Below are 20950 nucleotides of genomic sequence, written 5' to 3'. Positions count from 1 at the left end.
CAATTGTTGGTGTCGTAATGTTAATTCAGCTTAAATTGCAACCGGTAGCCTGGTTAACGATACTATGATTTGTCATTGGTGTCGCTTTTTACTGATTGGTTTACCGCTGTTCTTAGTCGGTGTGGATATGATTGTTGAGAAGATGGGTGATTTATTCAGTCACTACGTAATTGAACATCCGAAAAAAGTGATTGCGATGATTGGTATATTTGGTTTAGGATTCATTTCAATTATAGCTGAACAAAACTTTGTTATGGTACTGTCCCTAGGAGTAGGAGCTATGTTGACTTTCGGGGTATACTGAATTATTAAAGACGTTAATTTACGACATAACTTTGCCACTATCTACGTATTAGTAGGTATCTTATGCTTATTCTAAACGCCTGAATTTAATGTGATTGTCTTTGACTCGGGAGAAGTCGCGGCTAGGACAATGACTGCAACTTTTATCTTGCCATTTACCCAAGGGTTAGTCAACTTTGTACCGAAAACTGATAGTATCACAGAAGGTTTTGATGTGATTGTGATTGTATCGTTAATGCTAAATGTCATCGTACAACTCGTTGGAATATTTTATAACTATCAAGTGAAACAATAATAGGATGACGAACATATGTTAATACTGAAGAATTTAGTAATGAGTTTTACCTTATTACGATTATTGCTAAAGTTAAACTGTCAGACAGAATTGATAATATATTTCATAGATAGGCGACAAATGGAGCAACGACTTACTTAGCTGCTTGTTATGATGGAGATGATCGCCAAAGTATCCTAGATATGCAAGGTCAGCGAAAAGAAATTATTATAAAAGCAACGCATAAAAACAAATTAGATAAAGTAATTGAACATGTTAAAAATCGTTATCCTCAAAAATAGAACAGCGAAAGTTTCCTATTTGTTACGCGTCTAGCCGGCTTAACAAGTCTCGAAGGCTACGGCGATATTGGAGAAAATTCGTCATTTAATGATGTCGAAGCCGCAGTAAAATACCCGATAAAATGGTAAAAGAGATTTGTAACCATGGAGAAGGTGAGGACTATATGGATGCTACTCAAAAAAACGATATCTTACAAAATACTTTATTTAAAGGGCACGGTTCAGCAAGATTATCTGATAACTTTGAATGAGTTCAATTCAAAGAAGGCGCAGCCATTGCATTCACACGTGACATCGTTTATCTGTATCGCTTTTAGGAGGGGTTCATATGTGGTATTTAATCTATGCAGTCGTTCCAAGTGGGGATGCTGGAGAAGTCATTCGACTTGCAGAGCAAGAAGGTTCACAAGGTGGAACAGTGATTCACGGAAAAGGGATCGGAAGAAAGCCTAAGCGTTTCTTAAATTTTGAGGTGGAACCGATGCGAGAAATTATTTGGATTATTGTTGAAAAAGATAAATATAAAAAAATCAGCCAAATCATATTCCAAGATATGGACTTAGACAAAGAAGGTAACGGAATTCTATTTGTAGAACCTTTAAGTGAAGTTCATGGTTTGGTGAACCAATTACCAAGTGAATAATTTTAAATGAGGCATCCTTAACGGGATGCTTTTTGTATGGATAAACTACTAAAAAATATGCACTTAAATTTACTTAAAAGATAGACACAACGGCTACATATGATAAACTAGGGAATATTGTAATAATACACAGGCTTTTGTATAAATAATAATATTGAGGTGATTCAATGAGAAAAGGCGATTACCCAACAGAAGTGTTGGATGTAGAAATCGATTATGTAGATTCAAAAGGGCGCGGATTCGTTCACTATACCCATGCACCAGATAGAGGATCAAACGGTAGAACGTTAAAAATCATTACGTCGAATGTGGTTCCAGGTGACGTGGTACGAGTAACAGTTGATAATGCGAAAGGTCGTTACAAGGCAGTTGTTCCCTATGATAAGTTATTGAAACCCGGTCCAACACGTAATTTAGATATGCCAACTCACTTTGATGTGTCAGGTGCAGCGCCACTGCAATATATGAAATACCCTGATCAATTGGAGTTTAAAGCGAATATTGTCAAAGAATCTTTAGAGCAGGCTGGCTTTGATACAGCGTTAATCCAACCAATTATTGGTATGGATGAGCCAAACCGTTACCGTAATAAGATGGAATTATCTTTCGGACCAACCGGTGAATTAGGTATGCACCAACAAGGAAATTACCGTAAAGTCATTGATTTAAATGATTCAGTTATTGCTCCAAAGGTGATGATTGAAGTAAAACACATTGTGAGCCAATGGCAGAAAGATTATGATTTCAAAGGCTATGATAAAGATAAACATACAGGACTTTTACGTAACCTAATGATGCGAACTTCTTTTGAAACGGGTGAATTAATGGTGGTAGTCTATGCGACAGAAAAACCCGAAGCACATCCAGAAGCTGTAGAAGACTTAAAAGATCGCTTAAGCGAAGCATTCCCAAGCTTAGCCAGTCTAGTTTGGATTGAGTATACAAATATCTCAGGGCGTATTCAATCAGAAGAGTCCTTTACTTTATATGGACGCGATTATATCTACGATGAATTAGGTGGCTACCGCTACCGTATCTGGCATGATACATTCTTCCAACCGAACCCAATACAAGCCGACAAAATGGTGGACTATGCCCTTGAGATGGCTGATGTGAATGATGATATGCGCGTCCTTGACCTATTCTGTGGGGTAGGGACATTCAGTTTACCTTTTGCGAAACGCAGTAAAGAATTAGCTGGTATTGAAATTGTTGAAACTTCAATTGAGTCAGCGAAGCGTAATGCGAAAGATAATGGCTTAGACAATACTTTCTTCATGGCGAGTGACGCTCGACGCGGAATGAAAGAACTCCCAGAAATTTGGGGCCAACCAGACTTATTACTCTTAGATCCACCAAGAAGTGGTGCCGGAGGGAAAGTGATGCGAAGCATTGGAAGACTTGGAACGGATAAAGTTATCTATGTCTCATGTAATCCAAAAAGCTTAGCTGAAGACTTAGTTTGGTTAAGAGACTTTGGTTATGAATTGAAGACGGTTCAACCGATTGACCAGTTTCCGCATACACCGCATGTTGAGTGTGTAGTATTGATGGAAAAGAAATAGAATAGAATCGCTTAACAGAGGGGGGGTGTAGGCTTTATGAAAGCGTCTAAAAACCTCTTTTTACGAAATTAGGGATAAATCAGTGTCTGATTTTTCGTTTGGAGCTATAAAGGATGGGCACGTGTGTGGGAACAGGACGATAAAAATAATTCGATAAAGGTTGACATTAATGGTAAAATGTCAAATGATAATAAAAATAGTAAATAAATAATACTTATAATGTATTGTAAATTAGATAATGTATATTAAATATTTTTTACAGATAGTGGAGTTGTAACTTATGAATTTACATGAAACCATAGAGCATATTTTACGTTCAAATCCTGCTTATATTGGGGAGAACGGTGAGATACTTAAGACAAAAGTAATAGAGGCAGTCAGTAACCTTGATTCATTCTTAGTTAAAGCTTTTAGAGATAACGAGATCACTTGTAAGGTATTCTTTAGCCAAATAGAAGATACATGGGTGTTGAATCAAGAAAAGTTAAAATGGGTAGTCAATTCAAAAGAGTTTTTAGAAGATAGCTATACGGCTTACACTTCTGAAATTGGTTTAACAACGGGTGGCAGGTTTTTGAGTGCGAGCACTGACGTTGTGTTAGACTTCCCTTATAAGGACGCAATTGTCGTGGGAGGTCAAGATAAAGATGATCAGAAACGACAAGAAATAATGTATCATGAAATATTAGGTTATGATCAAATTACGAACTTAAAAGCCCCTAAAGTATTGGCTAATGCAAAGCGGTACACCTCCGAAGGTACTGAAGATGATATTATCTTAGATGATAACGATAACTTAATCATTAAAGGAAATAATTATGCAGCACTAAACAGTCTATTAGAGCGGTATAAGGAGAAAGTTAAGCTTATCTATATTGATCCGCCATTTAATACTCTGAATGATAGTTTTCAATATAATGATCGATTTAATCGAGCTACTTGGCTCACATTTATGCAAAACAGGTTAAAAATAGCCAAAAAATTACTAAAAAGTTCAGGCATTATTTTTGTGCAAATAGACAAAAATGAGGAACACTATTTAAAAGTATTAATGGATAAAATATTTGGAGAAGAAAACTTTGTAAACAGTATCGCTGTTCAATCTTCAACAGCATCAGGAAATAAAACAGCACACAAAGATAAAACAATAATTAAAACCAAAGATTCTATCTTGGTTTATAAAAACAGTACAAATATAATTTTAAATCCTCAATATATGGCGCAAGATAAGTGGGATACACACTTTAACTCCATCTTGCATAAGGGCGATAACGGATACGAAACACTATCATTAAGAGATTACATGATTCAAGAAGGTATTATCCCTGAGGATTACAAAATTGATGAAAATTCTATAAATGACGAATTCTTTTTAAACTTTGTTTTTGAGAATAGAAAAAAGATTTACACAACCAAAAGCTCTATTCCGAAAGTTATTAAAGAAGAATCAATCTCAAAGCAAGGGGAAATTATTAGTTATTTTGATAATAACAATGAACCACAGTTTGCTTTAAATGGTAGAAGACTTGGTTTTTTAAATAATAATATCAAATATGTTGACGGGGAAGAGGTTATTGCAAAGTTGGTAACTGACATTTGGGTAGATATTAATTTTAATAATACTCAAAATGAAGGAGGAATTTCATTTCCCGCTGGAAAGAAACCGGAACAGCTTTTAAAGCGTATAATTGAATTATCAACAAACAGAGGAGATTTAGTCTTAGATTTCTTTGTAGGCTCTGGGACTACAGCGTCTGTTTGTCACAAATTAAATAGAAGATACATAGGAATTGAACAAATGAATTATATTAATAATCTTACAGTTCAACGCCTTAAAAATGTTATTTCAGGTGATAAATCTGGAATTTCCACTTTAGTCGACGTCAATTGGCAGGGTGGTGGTACTTTTGTTTACTGTGAACTTTTGGAAGACAGCCAACGTTTAATAGATATGATAATATCCGCTAATGAGGACACCATACAAGGGATCAAAGAAACTATTTATCACAGCGAGCAAATCGTCCCTTATATTTTGACTTCAGACTTAAAAAAAGCAGATAAGGCCTTCAGCGAATTAACTTTAGAAGATAAGAAGGAAGTACTGATAGGACTAATTGATAAAAATAAGCTGTATGTTAATTACTCTTCTATTGATGATGATGAATACGAAGTAAGTGAAGAAGATAAAGCTTTCAGCAAATCATTCTACGAAGGTAGTGGAAGTCATGAATAATAAACAGTATCTTCATCAAAAAATTCTAGCCGTACAAGAAGCAATCGGTCTGAAACAGTTACCAGAGATTGTTGAGGCAGGATTGGCCGATCATATTGCTTTAAGGCCGTATCAGATAGAAGCTTTACGTTACTTTGTGACCTACTATGAAACGGGGTTAAGTGATAACAAGCAAATTGATACACTTTTCCATATGGCAACCGGCTCAGGTAAGACTGTTATTATGGCAGCATTAATTCTTTACCTATATACTAAAGGTTATCGTAATTATGTTTTTGTTGTAGATCAGAATAATATTATACAAAAAACAAAAGAAAACTTTTTGAATATGAAATCGAACAAATATCTTTTTGCCAATGAACTGTCAATTTCAGGTGAAAAGATTATTATTCGTGAGGTCGATAAGTTTACAGCCTTAAATCCAGAAGAAAACGCGATTAATATCCATTTTTCAACCACGAATGGTCTACACAATAATATTACAATGCCTAGAGAAAATTTAATGTCAATTGATGACTTTGAAGGTACGCCGGTAGTATTTTTAGCAGATGAGAGCCATCATTTAAATCGTCAAACTTTAAGGACCCCCACTGAAAAGAGAGACGCTGCGGAAATAGATAATAATTGGGAACAAACTATTCGAGGGCGGGCTTTTCATGCAAATATTAATAATATTATGTTGGAATTTACTGCTACGGTGGACTTAAATGAAGAATCAATTCGTAACAAATATCTTGATAAGATTGTCTACGACTATTCATTGAAGCATTTCCGTGAGAGTGGATTCACGAAAGAATTCCATAACTTTGCAACAAGTACCGATATCTGGACGCGAACACTTATTGCCTGTATTATGAGTGAATTTAGACGGTATTTGTTTGCAGATGCTGGTCAAAATGTGAAGCCAGTTATAATGATTCAATCTAATACGAAGAAGGAATCGGAAACTTTCTATGAAGAATTCCATGATAACATCCACAAAATCACTGCAGAAGAGCTCCAGAAGTTATATAGCATTCAAAATGTCCCAGAGCTTCATGAAGCACTTGATTATTTTAAAAAGAAAGAATCATCATTGAACTTACTTGCTAATAGCCTACGTAAGTCAATGACTAAAGAATATTCATTAAACATTAACAGTACGACAGAAAATACTCCGAAAAATCATGTTTTGTTAAACTCATTGGAGGATAAGGACAATTCTTTACGTTTAATTTTCACAGTGAAAATGCTGATCGAAGGTTGGGATGTGTTAAACTTATTCGATATTGTTAGAGCGTTCGATAAACGTCAATCTAAAAAGTACACCTTATCGGAAGCGCAGTTAATTGGTCGTGGTGCTAGGTATTTTCCATTCCAGGTGACAGAGGGCCAAGAACGATATAAACGGAAGTATGATCAAGATATAGATAATCCATTTCGATACTTGGAAACAATGTACTTTCATAGTAACAATGATTCACGCTACATTTCAGAATTGCGGGAAGCTTTGATTTTCACAGGCATGGTAGATGATAAAAAACGTAAGATTACGTATATTTTAAAAGATAGTTTCAGAGAGTCTGATTTATTCAACACTGGGTTGGTGTTTTCAAATGAACGAATATTGAAAGATCGACAAGAAGTACTAGGCCTTGATGCTAGTCAACAATTCGAAACACACCGAGCAGTACTTCGGTCACATTCAGGTTTAGTTACGACCATGCTAGAAGGTGGCATCAAAGAACTTCCTCATACTAAAATAAACCAGAAGTTTGTACAATTAAGATTTGCAGAGATTCCATACAACGTACTAGTTGGTGCTTGTGAGCGCTACCCTGCATTGAGATTTTCTTCACTTAGGAAGAAATATCCGCATTTAAAAAGTTTACGTCAGTTTTTAACTGGAGATGATTACTTAGGTAATAATACACTTGAACTAGTTTACTATACAGAGGAATATACAACCCGAGATTTATATAATGGGCTAATTGATATTTTTAAAAATATTGCTAAGACTGTTGTTAATATAAAGCCAGAGTATCAAGGTAGTGAATTTTTTAAAGCAAATGCTATAAGCAATGTTATTAAAGATAAGAGTATTTTATTATCGGATAGCGGTCAGGGAAGTTTATTTGATGAAAATAATGATGGTATAGGTGTTTCTCAAAGAGATGTGTCAGATGAACGATTAAGGCTTGATTTAAGACAAGAAGATTGGTACGTCTATGAAGATAATTATGGTACGAGTGAAGAAAAGAAGTTCATAGTTTATTTCAAAACTTATATTGCACCTAGATTAGATGAAAAAGGATTGGAGTATTATGTTATTCGAAATGAACGAATCGCAGATTTAGCAATTTATAGTTTCGAAAATGGCGAACGTTTTGAACCAGATTTTCTACTTTTCATCAAACGTAATCGAGATTCTGGCTATGAAGTTAGTCAAGTATATGCTGAACCGAAAGGAAGCCACTTATTAGAATATGATCAGTGGAAAGATAATTTTTCTATCCAGATTGAATCTGTCGCTAAGTTAGATGATAAGTATACATTTAATAATAAGTATCGTGTACTTGGATTACCTTTATTCAATGAAGAGCATCGTCTGGCTGAGTTTAAAACAGCTGTTGACGAAATGATATCAAAACTATAACAATTTTTAGATAAGTTATGAATACTCCTTTTACAGTAGATGCTTAAGAAAAATCTACCTTAAGAGGAGTATTATATTATTTATTCTAATTTTACTTAAGTTGTTCTCCATATTAAAAGGTGTTAGAATATAAACGAGAACGTATGTTCTTTTTTTGAAGGGGGTGCTCTTTTGCTATCATTTAAACAGCTAATTAAGACTGAATATACAGATGAAATAAAAGATTGGTTGGAAAGCTATATTCCAAACCATTTAAATGAATTGACCGACTTACATTATCCGAATGAAAGTATTGGCCATATTAAATTGCTTGATTTCGATATAATAAAGTTATTTATCAATGATATTGGTCCTTATTTATTAGATATAACAATTCAAATTAGGCAAAGGTGGCAAGTTTCGGTCTATGAGGAAGATGGTTCCTATGGATTTACTGGGCATCCTTGGGCTAACTTGCAGACACAATTCAGAATCGGGGAAGATTTTCATGAAATGGGAGCTCTAAGCTACGGTAAATACTCAGAAAAAGTTGATCACGTTTATCCGCTTGATGATCAATTAGTTCCTATTATACATAAAGGTCAAAATGATGAAATAGCCTCTGAAATTCTTAAGATAGTTTATCCAGAAGTTTTAGAAAATGGCAAAGCTATTAATCCATTAGCTTTTGCCCATCGTATTAAACTTGATGTGAAAGAGTTAGTTCTTAGCGAAGACTGTAGCATTCATGGACAAGTTTATTTCCGTGACTGTGAAGTCGAGACTATGGAAATCCAACATTATCCTAAAGAAATTGTTTCTATAGAAAAAGGAACAGTTGTAATTGATCCCCGACTAAAAGAATTAAAAGGTACGGGAGCATATAACAATACAATCATCCATGAATGTATTCATTGGATTCTTCATTATAAAGCGGCAATGTTTGGCGAATTAGTTCACTCCAATATGCAAATTGATGAAGAAACATTCTTACATAATTTTAATCAAACTCACCAAGAAAATGCTTTTATGGAAGTACATGCTCGGAGTCTAGCTCCATGTATCTTACTGCCTAGAGAAGTTTGCATAACCAAAGTTGAAGAATATCAAATAGAGCATCAAAATATTTCTGATTTGCTGGGTAGTATAAAAGAATTACAACACTTACAGGAAAAAAGTGAATTAGAAAAAAAGGTTGCCCAGATCCATTGGGCCATATTTCAGATTGCTCAAAACTTTAATGTACCTATAGTTACAGCAAAAATAAGACTCATTGACCTAGGTTATGAAGAAGCTATTGGCGTACTAAATTATGTAGATGGAAGTTATGTTGAAGATTATGCATTTTCTCGAGGAAGTTTAAAACGAAATCAGACATTTTCATTAAAATATGATGATTTTATAGACCTACTTGATAGTTCAGAAGAATTAGGGCGTAAATTATCTGGAGAAAACTATGTTTATGTAGAATCACATGTAATTAAAAATGATAGTAAATATCTTTATGAGACAATTAATGGTGAAATTAATCTAACTGATTATGCCAGATATCATATGGATGAATGTTGTCTTCCTTTTAACGTGAAATTAATGTCAACAACCAGGTCCCAACTTCATTTTCTTTATTTAGGGGTTTTATATCATAGCCAAAGGTCAAGATTACAATTTAGCTTAGCCTATCCAGAAGATGTTGAGGATAAAACAAGCTTCTTGAGAGAAGAACAAGACAATCTGTACGAACTGTTAAAAAACATACCAAATAATTTACCTGAGGCGATTAGTTATATTATCAAATTATATGATTATACGGTAGAGGAAGTCGCGGAATTATGTGATTTGAGTGACCGAAAATTAAGACAATTGAAAAATCAAGATGATATAGAGCATTCTCTTGATGTTATAATGCAATTCTGTCTAGGTATGAGTTTACCTCCCCATATTAGTTTTAAAATACTGAGATTAGCTGGGTACGAGTTAAGGTCTACTCCTCGAGACGTAATGTATCAAACTTTATTATTTAGTCACTCCAATTTAGGCTTACATGCATGTAATAAAATACTATATTCACAAAATTTTAATGTTTTAGGTAGAACAGATAAACATTATTTTGAAAATGCGGAATGAGAACTGCCGCTTGAAATGCTATTAGAATTGGATTTAATAAAAACTGCTTTAATCAACGGAATGAAAACCGTTGATTAAAGCAGTTTTTTTGTGTTTAAATCGGCACGATTAATGCCGGGTCATAATGTGAGCTTCCTGTGATAATGAAAATAGAAATAGATAATTTATTTCATATTAAATATCATACTGCCTGATATGCATTAAGGGCAAGAGGATACAAAATCTACTCAAGATCTAAGTTTGGTACTTAGATTTTAGTAGATAAAAGTACCCTTACCTTAATGCGCTCATTTTATGGCAGGAGTAGGTCTGTGTACTTTGTTGGTCACAGGCCTTTTTGCTGTTCTCTTGCTCTTGATGCTCTCTAGGCAAGAGGGAGCAAAACAGTGAAACAGTATAAACCGTTAAAAGTGAAATATGTAGGAAAGAGTGGCAAAGAAATTGAGTTGATAATTGAGGACTTCCCAGATGACCAGGAATTAATCATTGCAATGACTGATTCGAATTATCAGGCTGATTGGAAAACAGAACTTCTAGATTTTTATTATGAGGAAAAGCTGAATGATAGGAAACAATCTAGAAGTGATCGACATAGGTCTTATGAAGATATAAGTCGTGAGGATTATAAAAATCGTAAATTACAAAAAAGAGTTATTGAATCGAATATTGTTGTGGAGTCCCAGGTATTAAGCAAAATATGGATGAACGAGTTATCGAGTATCTTATCTGACCGGCAGATATATTTGATAAAAAGATGCCTAATTGATGGGGAAAGTTACTCCAGCATCGCACGAGAAGAAGGTAAAGATGAATCCGCCATTCGTAAAGCAGTCAACCGAGCAAAAACTAAATTAAAAAAATATTTACAAGACCGTCCGAATTAGGTCCCCCTGGTGGCTAATAGTGAAGGGGAAAAAATCAAAAGCCCTTCGAAAGGAGGAACCTGGATGAGACAAACTCTAACCATTAAAACCAAGCCAAAGCGTCAGCAAGAGATGGTCCGCATAAGAAAAGCTCGACTTAGTCAGCGTTTATGTCAAAAGTTGTTTGGCGCAGAACAGAATATCACTATTCTAGTACCCGGCGATGAAATTACATCAGTCGAAATTAAAGAGGAGGAAATCTTAGATGAGTCAGATGAAACAGTTACAAGCCATCAACGATAATATTCAATCGTTTTACGAAGATTGGGAACACTTTTACCAAGCATTTGTTAGTGAGGATCCTAATCAGATGACATTAGATGAATACTCGATTCCTGATGAACAAGAATCGGTCCAGCCAATCAGTTTTGAGGCAATACAAAAACATTTAGCAAAGAAAGCACAAGAAGGGTTCTCGGATGAAATCCGATTGCTCATTAAAAAAATGGGGTCCAATAAGTTAAGCGAATTAGACCCATCAGCTTATTTCATCCTATGGCATGAAGCGGAGGCATTAAGTCATGACGAATAAGAAGCATGCTCTCTTATCAGCTTCCAGTGCCCATAAGTGGTTAGAGCACCCACCCATTTCAAGACTCGAACAAATTGCTGTCGAAGACATGGGGGTGGATGACTCCAATGTATATGCCGAAGAAGGAACCGCTGCCCATGAACTAGCTGAATTTAAATTGAAAAAGTCATTAGGTATTGAAAATAATCGTCCGGCCTCTGTTTATCACTCTGATGAAATGGAAGCCTACACTGATGATTACGTCAGTTTTATTCATGAACAAATGTCTGAATTAGAAAGTCCGCTTGTTTTAATTGAACAAAGAGTTGATTTTTCAACTTATGTTCCAGAAGGATTCGGAACCGCAGACTGTATTCTCGCATCGGGGGCAACCCTTAAAGTTGTAGATTTTAAGTATGGAAAGACCTATGTCCCGGTGGAAGACAACCCACAAATGAAACTATACGCACTTGGAGCTTTTTCGATATTTGAAGCGATTTATGATATTGAAACAATCCATCTTTCTATCTATCAACCTCGTATCGGAAATATCGCGACATGGGTCATTGATTTAGATGCGCTCCTAGAATGGGCAAACGGTGATTTGAAGGAGAAAGCCGAACTTGCTTATCAAGGTGAAGGTGAATTGAATCCTGGCGAGTGGTTAAAGCATACCAAGATTAGAGCAGTGTCTAAAGACAGAGCGAATCACCACCTTGAACTCAAAAAGCATGAATTAAAAGAAGCGCATTTGCTGTCAGATGAGGAGATTGAAGCGATATTACCTCAGTTAGATGACCTCGTGCGATGGGCTGAGGATGTGAAGGCCTATGCCTACCAACAAGCAACTGATCATAACAAAGAATGGTCTGGCTTTAAATTGGTAGAAGGCCGAACCACTCGAAAATATATGGATGTAGATTTAGTGGAACAACGTGCAAATGAAGAAGACATTAAAGATATTCATGAAGTGAAATTAAAGGCTCTAACAAAATTAGAGAAGCAAATCGGTAACAAGAAATTTAATGAAATATTTGGTGATTTGATAATGCGCTCAGCAGGCAAAATACAGTTAGTCCCAGATAGTGATGGACGTCCAGCTATTGTCAGACACGATGTTAAAGAAGATTTTAAATAAAAAAGGAGAAAGAATTATGTCAAATATGAATTCAACGAAAGTCGTTACAGGTGAAGTGAGATTAAGTTATGCCAATGTCTGGGAGCCACGTGCTGCCATGAATGGTGGAAAAGAAAAATACTCCGCGTCATTAATTATTCCGAAGTCAGATACGAAAACTATTGAGGCTATTGAACGAGCCATTGATGCCGCGATTGAACAGGGAATTGGAAAGTTTGGAGGGAAGAAGCCTAATAAAGCAGCTTTAAAATTGCCGTTACGTGATGGGGATATTGAGAAAGAAGATACAGAGTACCAAGATGCCTACTTTGTAAATGCCAATGCTGTAAGAGCCCCACAGATTGTCGATGAGTATGTCAATCCCATTTTAGACCGTTCAGAAGTTTATTCTGGCGTTTATGCGCGAGTGTCTATCAATTTTTATGCTTATAACGTGAATGGGAACCGAGGAGTAGCTTGCGGTCTAGGAAATATCCAGAAAATTCGTGACGGAGAACCTCTAGGTGGTGGATCCTCTGCGAGTTCAGATTTTAAACCACTTTCTGATGCAACGGATGATTTCTTAGCTTAGGAGGGGGAGTAATGGGAGAGTTAATTGTTTGGATCATTATCGTCGTAATTTGGTTAAACATTATTTTAGATCTTGGAACGGACCTTATGATCTCAATCCTTAGACGATGGAATCAATATGAGCAAGAAGTAAAGAGGATGAAAAATGAGGACAATAAGTATTGATATAGAAACTTTCTCATCAGTTAATTTATCTAAAGCAGGAGTGTATAAATATGCCGAGAGTGGGGACTTTGAAGTCCTCCTCTTTGCTTATTCAATTGATAGTGGTCCCGCTCAAGTGGTAGATATCGCTTTGGGAGAAAAATTACCTGATGAGGTATTGAAAAGTTTGGAAGATGAAACCATTGAAAAATGGGCTTTTAATGCCAACTTTGAACGCGTTTGTTTAAGCCAATTTTTGGGATATCCACCGGGACAATATTTGGATCCAAGTGGATGGTATTGCTCTATGGTGTGGTCCGCTTCTCTAGGTTTACCTCTGTCATTAGAGAAAGTTGGCGAGGTGCTAGGGCTAGAATGTAAAAAGATGCAGGAAGGTAAGCGGCTGATTCGATACTTTTGCACACCTTGTAAACCAACCAAAGCGAATGACTACCGAGCAAGGAATCTGCCTGATCATTCCCTACAAGATTGGAAATCTTTCAAAGAATATAACCTAAGAGATGTTGAAGTAGAATTAGCAATTCAACATCGTCTGTCTAAATTTCCTGTGTCAAGTGAAGAGTGGAACTACTATCACCAAGACCAGAAAATCAATGATTTAGGGATTGAGGTGGAAATGGATTTGGTAGAAGGGGCAATTTATTGCGGCAGACAAACCAGAGAGCATCATCTTCAAGAAGCTAAAGATTTAACGGGTTTAGAAAATCCAAACTCACCGCTTCAATTAAAAGAATGGCTCAATCAACAAGAATGTCCCATCGAATCTATGGCGAAAAAAGCAGTGAAAGAAGCTTTGGAAACTTCGAAAGGAAAGAACAAGCAAGTGCTCGAACTGCGGCAAGAACTTTCGAAGTCGAGTGTGAAGAAATATGATGCGATGCTATCAGTGACGGGATTGGATTCCAGAGCACGAGGACTTATCCAGTTTTACGGAGCCAATCGAACCGGGCGTTATGCTGGCCGCCTGATTCAAGTACAAAATCTCCCGCGTAACTACCTAACTAATCTAAAGGAAGCTCGTAATTTAGTAAAAATGAAAGATACCAAAAGTTTGGAACTATTATTTGGTTCAGTATCTAATACCTTATCGGAATTGATCCGAACAGCTTTTATTCCCAAGAAGGGTCATCGATTTATCGTAGATGACTTTTCTTCCATCGAAGCACGAATCTTAGCATGGTTATCCAAGGAACAATGGCGACAAGAAGCTTTTAAAGCAGGGAAGGATATTTACTGTGAGTCTGCTTCCCAGATGTTTGGTGTTCCCGTTGAAAAGCATGGAGTGAATAGCTATCTCCGTCAAAAAGGGAAAATTGCTGAACTCGCTCTCGGTTATGGGGGTTCTGTCGGCGCACTTAAAGCCATGGGAGCCATTGAGATGGGGATAGAGGAAGGAGACCTAAAACCACTCGTAGATGCTTGGCGTCATGCAAGTCCTAATATTGTAGACTTCTGGTGGTCAGTGGATCGCTGTACGAAAGAAACAGTGAAAGGACGAATGCTCACTGAAACGCATGGACTTCGTTTTACCTATGAATCAGGAATTTTATTTATTGAGTTGCCCTCCGGACGTCGGTTAGCTTACTGCAAACCTCGCATCGGATCAAATCGCTTCGGCGGAGAATCTGTTGTTTATGAGGGAATAGGGACCGGAAATAACTGGCAAGAAGTAGAATCCTATGGAGCTAAGTTTGTTGAGAATATTGTACAAGGTATTGCAAGAGATATTTTAGCTGAAGCTATGTACCGACTCAAAGACTATCGCGTCGTTATGCATGTTCATGATGAGATTGTCTTGGAAGTTCCAGAAGGCCAATCAAGTGTTGAAGAAATATCAACCATCATGAGTAAACAGCCAGAATGGGCTCAAGGTTTAGAACTTGGAGCCGATGGTTTTGAATGTCACTTTTATCAAAAAGATTAACAGGAGGGAAAAGATGGATTTATATTGTTCAGACACGATTGGAAATCATCGAGCTACCATATTTCCACATCAAGTCAGTGTCGATTCAAAAGAAAAATTAGAACAAGCAGCAGCGTATGATCACGTTGCTGCTGACTATGAAAATAACTATCGTTCGGCAGGGAATTTTAAGGTGTCAAATGTTGTTGTACTAGATTTAGATAATGATCACTCTGATAACTCAGAGGATTGGATTGAGATGAGTGACTTTACTACCTACTTCCAAGATGTGACGTGTTATTTAGTAGCGAGTCGAAACCATCAAAAGAGTAAAGGCAGCTTATCAGCTCGACCTCGCTTTCATGTGTATTTTCCGATTGAGGAAGTTTATGATGCGCAAGATTATAAACAGTTAAAAGAATCAATTGTCGATTACTTTCCCTACTTTGATCGCAATGCTTTAGATAGCGCGCGTATGATATTTGGGGTGGCCAATCCTGAAATAGTCCACTGCGCCGGCAATCAAAAGGTCTGCAGCTTTATCCGTCAAGTGCCTTCATTTGAGACATGGAATCATGAACAGTCTTTAATACCAGAAGGGTCTCGGAATAGTACGATGAGCCATTATGCTGGACGACTTTTAATTCGCTTAGGAAATACTAAGGAAGCACGAGAGCAGTTTAATCAAAAAGCATTAGATTGTTCGCCACCTTTATCGGAAGAAGAATTGAATAAGATTTGGCAGTCTGCATTGAATTTTGGAGAGCGCGTGTCTCAGGATCCTAATTACATTCCGCCGGACCAATTTAATGTGACCTATCAATATAAACCCACTGACTATTCAGATGTGGGTCAAGCTTCTGTATTGGCAGAACACTTTTCTCATCAGCTTTGCTATTCTCCTTCAACGGACTTTCTAGTATATAACGGGAGTTATTGGGACGAGTCAAAGTCTCAAGCTGTTGGGGTTGTAAAAGAATTGACGAATAAACAACTTGAAGAAGCAGGAAATAAAATCAACGAATACAGACAGCTTCTGGAAAATAATGGGGGAATGCAGTTACTTACTTCCATGAGTAAGAAAAAAGCTCAAGAAGCCATGACGAAAGACCAAGCTGTTGTCATGCGAAATCTCGAAGATGCTTTAGCATATGAAGATTTTGTGCTCAGACGACGTGATAATCGATACATTCAATCTGCATTAAATGTGGTACGTCATTTGGTAGAAATTGAACAAGGTGAATTAGACCAGGGTGAGTTTTTACTTAATACACCTTCTTATACGATTGATTTAAAAACAGGAGAGATATTAGCGCATCGGCCAGAAGACCTCATTACCAAACAAACCTTAGTGGACGTATCGGACAAAGGAAAGAAACATTGGTTGGATGCTTTAAATACTTTTTTCCAAGAGGACCAAGAATTGATTGATTACGTTCAGAAAATTGTCGGACTTGCTGCGATAGGAAAGGTATACGTGGAAGCCCTTATCATTGCCTATGGAGATGGCCGCAACGGGAAGTCTACCTTTTGGAATGTGATTGCCAAAGTTCTAGGTAGCTACTCTGGGAATCTATCGGCGGATTCATTGACGATGAAGCAACAAGGTAATGTGAAATACGAATTGGCAGAAGCAAAAGGAAAACGTCTCTTAATCTCTGCAGAACTTCAAGAAGGGATGCGACTCAACACGTCGGTTGTCAAAAAGTTATGCTCCACTGATGAGATTTTCGCGGAGAAAAAGTTTAAGGATCCCTTTTCTTATACGCCGAGTCATACATTGGTCCTTTACACCAATCACCTTCCAAAAGTAGGTGCCTTGGATGAAGGAACATGGCGACGATTAATTGTTATTCCCTTTGAGGCAAAGATTGAAGGAAACAGTGATATTAAAAACTACGCGGATTTTCTTTATCAAGAAGCCGGCGAAGCTATCTTAGCTTGGGTAGTTGAAGGGGCACAGAAGGTCATTGCTGAAGATTATAAAATTTCGCAGCCTCAAAAGGTAAAAGATGCGGTTGCTTTTTATAAGGAAACGAATGACTGGTTCCATCATTTCATAATGGATTGCTGTGATGTTAAAGAAGGGCTCATAGAAAAATCAGGAAGAGTCTACGAGGAATATAGAGCCTATTGTCACCGTTCTGGAGAGTTCCCTAGAAGCACGACTGATTTTTATACAGCTCTTGCCTCAGCGGGATTTGAACGGAAGAAGACCAATCGTGGTTCTTTCATCCATGGGCTGAAATTACAAAGTGAATTTTTATAAAGCTTGATTCAAAGGGAAAGTGACACCCAGTGACGGCTATTTCTATACCTATTTTATATAGAGCAAAAATTTAAATTATATATAAATAAGAATAGATACAGCCATCACTCACCGTCACTTTATTGATTTATCAAACTTTTGAGGGGGTAACATGAGAGAGAAGGAAATTGAACAGCAATTAATTAGAGCAGTCAGATGTCTTGGAGGATGGTGTTTAAAGTGGACGAGTCCAAGTTTAACTGGGATTCCTGACCGAATGGTATTGCTTCCAGGAGGCAAGCTGGCTTTTGTTGAAGTGAAAGCACCCGGTCATAAACCACGTAAACTTCAACAGAAACGGATTAACCAACTTCAATCCTTAGATTTTAAATGTTTTGTATTAGATAGCACAGAAGATATATCAAGAATACTTGAGGAGGTGATTCGTGATGGAGTTTAAACCACATGGTTATCAACAACAGATGATTGAATACATTGATACTCATCCTGTCGCGGCTCTGTTTTTAGATATGGGACTTGGAAAGACAGTCATTACTTTGACAGCAATTAAGAATTTGATGTACGACTCTTTTGAAGTAAAGAAAGTCTTGGTGATAGCTCCGTTGAGGGTAGCAAGAGATACTTGGCCCAATGAAATAGAAAAGTGGAACCATCTACAGGATCTTCGTTATTCTGTCGTAGTTGGTAATCAAATAGAAAGACAGTCAGCCCTTAAACAAGAGGTCGAAATATATATCATTAATCGTGAGAATGTCACATGGTTGATCGAAAAGAGTGGTTATCAATTTGATTTTGATATGGTCATCATTGATGAACTCTCTAGTTTTAAGTCACATGCCGCAAAACGTTTTAAATCATTGCTAAAAGTTAGACCTTTTATCGAACGAATTGTCGGATTAACTGGGACGCCATCGAGTAATGGTTTAATGGATTTATGGGCACAATTTCGAATCTTAGATAAGGGAGAGCGTCTTGGACGGTTTATCACTCACTACCGCCAGCGTTACTTTGACCCCGATCAACGGAATGGCATGGTCATTTATTCTTATAAACCTAAGCCTGAAGCAGAAGAAGCAATCTACAATCAAATTGAAGACATTACAGTTTCTATGAAGGCAGAGGACTATTTAGATATGCCAAACTTTATAACCAATGAAGTAGTTGTTAGGCTATCAGATAAGGAACGCAAAGTTTATGACGAGATGCGAAAAGAAATGATTGTGGAAGTAAAAGACAAAGAAATTGATGCGATTAATGCCGCCAGTCTTTCCAATAAGTTACTCCAAATGGCCAGTGGATCCGTTTACGATGAGCAAAAAGAGAGTGTCTGGCTTCATGACCGTAAGTTAGATGCCCTAGAAGATCTTGTCGAGGCTGCGAATGGAAAACCACTTTTGGTAGTCTATTGGTTCAAACATGACTTAACTCGTATCACCCAACGATTTGATGTGAAGGTATTAAAGACGCAACAAGACTTTCAAGATTGGAATAAAGGATTAATCCCAATCGCTTTGATTCATCCAGCTAGTGCTGGTCATGGTTTAAACTTACAAGCAGGAGGCTCTACTTTAGTTTGGTTTTCATTAACTTGGTCCTTAGAACTTTACCAACAAACCAACGCGCGGCTCTATCGGCAAGGACAAAAGGAGTCAGTTGTAGTCCATCACATTATCACTGAGGATACGATTGATGAGGATGTTATGAAAGCATTAAGGTTAAAAGATAAATTTCAAAATCAATTAATGGAAGCTGTCAAAGCGGAATTGGAGGTAAGTTAGATTGAATGCTAAAGAATATTTACAACAAGCTTTTTACTTAGATCAACGTATTAATTCAAAACTAGAACAAGTCGACCAATTAAGACTTTTAGCGACTAAAGCAACGTCTACTTTATCAGACATGCCAAAGTATCCTCATTCCAAGCAGTCTAGCTTAGAAGAAACCGTTATCAAAATAATGAGCCTCCAAGAAGAAATCAATATCGATATAGATAAGCTAGTGGACTTGAAACGAGATATCATGGTGAGGATAAAGTTAGTAAAAGATTCAGAAGAACAAATGGTACTAGAGAAACGTTATCTATGCTTTCTCCCTTTTGAACAAATTGCTATCGACTTAAATTATAATATCCGCCATATCTATCGGTTACATAATAAAGGATTAGATGATGTGACTAAACAATTTAAATCTTAGCAGTAAATGTCATTGAATGTCAGTTAACTCTTTTGTTAATGTTAAGCTAGGAAAAAAAGATAAGACACGAGCCTATGCAAGCTGAAAACTTGTATGGGCTTTTTCTATGTGGAGGTGAAAGACTGTGCCAAGACAACCCAAGAAACCTTGTTCTTATCCAGGGTGTCCAGAGTTAGTAGATGGACGGTACTGTGAGGCGCATCGAAAGGAAAGCCATCAAACTTACAATCGATATCAGAGAGACCCTGAAAGTAACAAACGCTATGGAAGACAGTGGCGAAGGATACGACAATTGTATCTGCATCAGAATCCTTTGTGTGAGCAGTGTCAAGCAGAGGGAAGACTGACTGCTGGTCAGGAAGTGCATCACATCTTACCGCTGGGACGAGGAGGAACGAATGACTTTACTAACCTTCAAACATTATGCAAACCTTGCCACTCCAAGCAATCGATATTAGATGGGGATCGATTTCCAAAGGGTGTTGAGTATAAATACTAGAAATAGGTTTTAGTGACGTCAATATGGTGGAAATATATAAGGGGAGGGGGAGGTCGAATCTCTCTGAAGCTAAGGCGTTCAGCGGGCGGGGACCCTCGCGTAAATTTTTTTGAATTCAAACAGGGTATTACCCCCTTCCTATTTGCCTGACAGTGGGGCTAATTGAGATGAGGTGAAAGGTGGTTGGCAAAAGATGGTACTAGGCGCGGTGGCGCACGTATTGGTGCAGGACGAAAGAAGAATGCTTTAGTGGACAAGATAAATGATGACCGGTTGAAGGATACTTATATTCTACCCACACCAGCAGGTTTGGAAGCGACCGATATGCCACCCATTAATGATTATTTAAAACAAGAACAAAAAAATGGTGAAAAGTTTTATGTGGAAGAAATTTATAAGGAGATGTGGAATTGGCTCAAAATACATGAATGCGAAGCCCTTGTGAATCAGCAACTCATTGAACAGTATGCGATGACAGTTTCCAGATGGATCCAGTGCGAACAAGCTATTTCAGAATTTGGTTTTCTAGCGAAGCATCCTACGACGGGGAATGCCATTGCCTCTCCCTATGTTTCTATGTCGAAAGACTACATGAAACAAATTAATACACTGTGGTATCAGATTTATCAAATTGTCCGAGAGAATGCGAGTGTGTCCTATGATGGGTCGATACCTAAAGATGATTTGATGGAAAAACTACTTAGGAAAAAATCTTAATTGG

19 protein-coding genes are annotated in these 20950 nt (G+C 37.1%); all 19 read left to right on the top strand.

What is annotated here, in order from left to right; all coding sequences use genetic code 11:
• Nucleotides 1-64: 64 nt before the first annotated feature.
• Nucleotides 65-304, top strand: coding sequence for a DUF1538 family protein (locus HW423_RS02010; RefSeq protein WP_218930277.1), 240 nt, complete (start codon nt 65-67; stop codon nt 302-304).
• A 90-nt stretch (nt 305-394) separates the two neighbouring features.
• Nucleotides 395-598, top strand: coding sequence for a DUF1538 family protein (locus tag HW423_RS02005; protein WP_218930276.1), 204 nt, complete (start codon nt 395-397; stop codon nt 596-598).
• Between the two features lie 609 nt (nt 599-1207).
• Entirely contained in the window at nt 1208-1522 is a 315-nt protein-coding gene (locus tag HW423_RS02000; RefSeq protein WP_218930275.1) for a P-II family nitrogen regulator, read from the top strand.
• A gap of 167 nt (nt 1523-1689) precedes the next feature.
• Nucleotides 1690-3087, top strand: coding sequence for a 23S rRNA (uracil(1939)-C(5))-methyltransferase RlmD (gene rlmD / locus HW423_RS01995; RefSeq protein WP_218930274.1), 1398 nt, complete (start codon nt 1690-1692; stop codon nt 3085-3087).
• A gap of 280 nt (nt 3088-3367) precedes the next feature.
• Entirely contained in the window at nt 3368-5320 is a 1953-nt protein-coding gene (locus tag HW423_RS01990; RefSeq protein WP_218930273.1) for a site-specific DNA-methyltransferase, read from the top strand.
• On the top strand, nt 5313-7955 hold the full coding sequence (locus tag HW423_RS01985) for a DEAD/DEAH box helicase family protein (RefSeq protein ID WP_218930272.1): 2643 nt from the start codon (nt 5313-5315) through the stop codon (nt 7953-7955). Before HW423_RS01990 ends, HW423_RS01985 begins: the two co-directional genes overlap by 8 nt.
• A 171-nt stretch (nt 7956-8126) precedes the next feature.
• Nucleotides 8127-10058 (top strand): hypothetical protein, encoded by a 1932-nt coding sequence (locus HW423_RS01980; protein WP_218930271.1) that lies wholly within the window; start codon nt 8127-8129, stop codon nt 10056-10058.
• A gap of 386 nt (nt 10059-10444) precedes the next feature.
• A complete protein-coding gene (locus HW423_RS01975; RefSeq protein ID WP_218930270.1) occupies nt 10445-10942 on the top strand; it encodes an RNA polymerase sigma factor in 498 nt (165 codons plus the stop codon).
• Nucleotides 10943-11005: 63 nt separating this feature from the next.
• Nucleotides 11006-11224 (top strand): hypothetical protein, encoded by a 219-nt coding sequence (locus tag HW423_RS01970; protein ID WP_218930269.1) that lies wholly within the window; start codon nt 11006-11008, stop codon nt 11222-11224.
• The gene (locus tag HW423_RS01965; protein ID WP_218930268.1) at nt 11187-11513 is read left to right on the top strand and encodes a hypothetical protein; all 327 of its coding nucleotides are present in this window, start codon (nt 11187-11189) and stop codon (nt 11511-11513) included. The genes HW423_RS01970 and HW423_RS01965 overlap by 38 nt, the downstream gene beginning before the upstream one ends.
• The gene (locus tag HW423_RS01960; protein WP_218930267.1) at nt 11503-12630 is read left to right on the top strand and encodes a DUF2800 domain-containing protein; all 1128 of its coding nucleotides are present in this window, start codon (nt 11503-11505) and stop codon (nt 12628-12630) included. The genes HW423_RS01965 and HW423_RS01960 overlap by 11 nt, the downstream gene beginning before the upstream one ends.
• 16 nt (nt 12631-12646) lie before the next feature.
• A complete protein-coding gene (locus HW423_RS01955) occupies nt 12647-13201 on the top strand; it encodes a DUF2815 family protein (protein ID WP_218930266.1) in 555 nt (184 codons plus the stop codon).
• Between the two features lie 144 nt (nt 13202-13345).
• Nucleotides 13346-15289, top strand: coding sequence for a DNA polymerase (locus HW423_RS01950; protein ID WP_218930265.1), 1944 nt, complete (start codon nt 13346-13348; stop codon nt 15287-15289).
• Between the two features lie 13 nt (nt 15290-15302).
• The gene (locus HW423_RS01945) at nt 15303-17537 is read left to right on the top strand and encodes a phage/plasmid primase, P4 family (RefSeq protein WP_218930264.1); all 2235 of its coding nucleotides are present in this window, start codon (nt 15303-15305) and stop codon (nt 17535-17537) included.
• 151 nt (nt 17538-17688) lie between these two features.
• Nucleotides 17689-17976 (top strand): VRR-NUC domain-containing protein, encoded by a 288-nt coding sequence (locus HW423_RS01940; protein ID WP_218930263.1) that lies wholly within the window; start codon nt 17689-17691, stop codon nt 17974-17976.
• Nucleotides 17966-19315, top strand: a complete 1350-nt coding sequence (locus HW423_RS01935) for a DEAD/DEAH box helicase (protein WP_218930262.1) — start codon at nt 17966-17968, stop codon at nt 19313-19315. The genes HW423_RS01940 and HW423_RS01935 overlap by 11 nt, the downstream gene beginning before the upstream one ends.
• A gap of 1 nt (nt 19316) precedes the next feature.
• Nucleotides 19317-19730, top strand: a complete 414-nt coding sequence (locus HW423_RS01930; protein ID WP_218930261.1) for a hypothetical protein — start codon at nt 19317-19319, stop codon at nt 19728-19730.
• Nucleotides 19731-19854: 124 nt separating this feature from the next.
• Nucleotides 19855-20229 (top strand): HNH endonuclease, encoded by a 375-nt coding sequence (locus HW423_RS01925; RefSeq protein ID WP_062467881.1) that lies wholly within the window; start codon nt 19855-19857, stop codon nt 20227-20229.
• A gap of 183 nt (nt 20230-20412) precedes the next feature.
• Nucleotides 20413-20946 carry a P27 family phage terminase small subunit gene (locus HW423_RS01920; RefSeq protein WP_218930260.1) on the top strand — a complete coding sequence of 178 codons (534 nt, stop codon included), beginning with the start codon at nt 20413-20415 and terminating at the stop codon, nt 20944-20946.
• The last annotated feature ends 4 nt before the right edge of the window (nt 20947-20950 follow it).

It is taken from the genome of Ruoffia halotolerans, from assembly GCF_014049385.1.
Taxonomy (GTDB): domain Bacteria; phylum Bacillota; class Bacilli; order Lactobacillales; family Aerococcaceae; genus Ruoffia; species Ruoffia halotolerans.
Note: the sequence above shows the minus strand (reverse complement) of the source record. Positions and strands in the feature narration are given on the sequence as shown.

Excerpts from the sequence above, each read along its gene's own strand:
- HW423_RS01985 (WP_218930272.1), top strand. The coding sequence starts at position 5,313 with ATGAATAATAAACAGTATCTTCATCAAAAAATTCTAGCCGTACAAGAA.
- HW423_RS02000 (WP_218930275.1), top strand. The coding sequence starts at position 1,208 with ATGTGGTATTTAATCTATGCAGTCGTTCCAAGTGGGGATGCTGGAGAA.
- rlmD (WP_218930274.1), top strand. The coding sequence starts at position 1,690 with ATGAGAAAAGGCGATTACCCAACAGAAGTGTTGGATGTAGAAATCGAT.
- HW423_RS01955 (WP_218930266.1), top strand. The coding sequence starts at position 12,647 with ATGTCAAATATGAATTCAACGAAAGTCGTTACAGGTGAAGTGAGATTA.
- HW423_RS02010 (WP_218930277.1), top strand. The coding sequence starts at position 65 with ATGATTTGTCATTGGTGTCGCTTTTTACTGATTGGTTTACCGCTGTTC.
- HW423_RS01990 (WP_218930273.1), top strand. The coding sequence starts at position 3,368 with ATGAATTTACATGAAACCATAGAGCATATTTTACGTTCAAATCCTGCT.
- HW423_RS01965 (WP_218930268.1), top strand. The coding sequence starts at position 11,187 with ATGAGTCAGATGAAACAGTTACAAGCCATCAACGATAATATTCAATCG.
- HW423_RS01935 (WP_218930262.1), top strand. The coding sequence starts at position 17,966 with ATGGAGTTTAAACCACATGGTTATCAACAACAGATGATTGAATACATT.
- HW423_RS01950 (WP_218930265.1), top strand. The coding sequence starts at position 13,346 with ATGAGGACAATAAGTATTGATATAGAAACTTTCTCATCAGTTAATTTA.
- HW423_RS01960 (WP_218930267.1), top strand. The coding sequence starts at position 11,503 with ATGACGAATAAGAAGCATGCTCTCTTATCAGCTTCCAGTGCCCATAAG.
- HW423_RS01945 (WP_218930264.1), top strand. The coding sequence starts at position 15,303 with ATGGATTTATATTGTTCAGACACGATTGGAAATCATCGAGCTACCATA.
- HW423_RS01970 (WP_218930269.1), top strand. The coding sequence starts at position 11,006 with ATGAGACAAACTCTAACCATTAAAACCAAGCCAAAGCGTCAGCAAGAG.
- HW423_RS01940 (WP_218930263.1), top strand. The coding sequence starts at position 17,689 with ATGAGAGAGAAGGAAATTGAACAGCAATTAATTAGAGCAGTCAGATGT.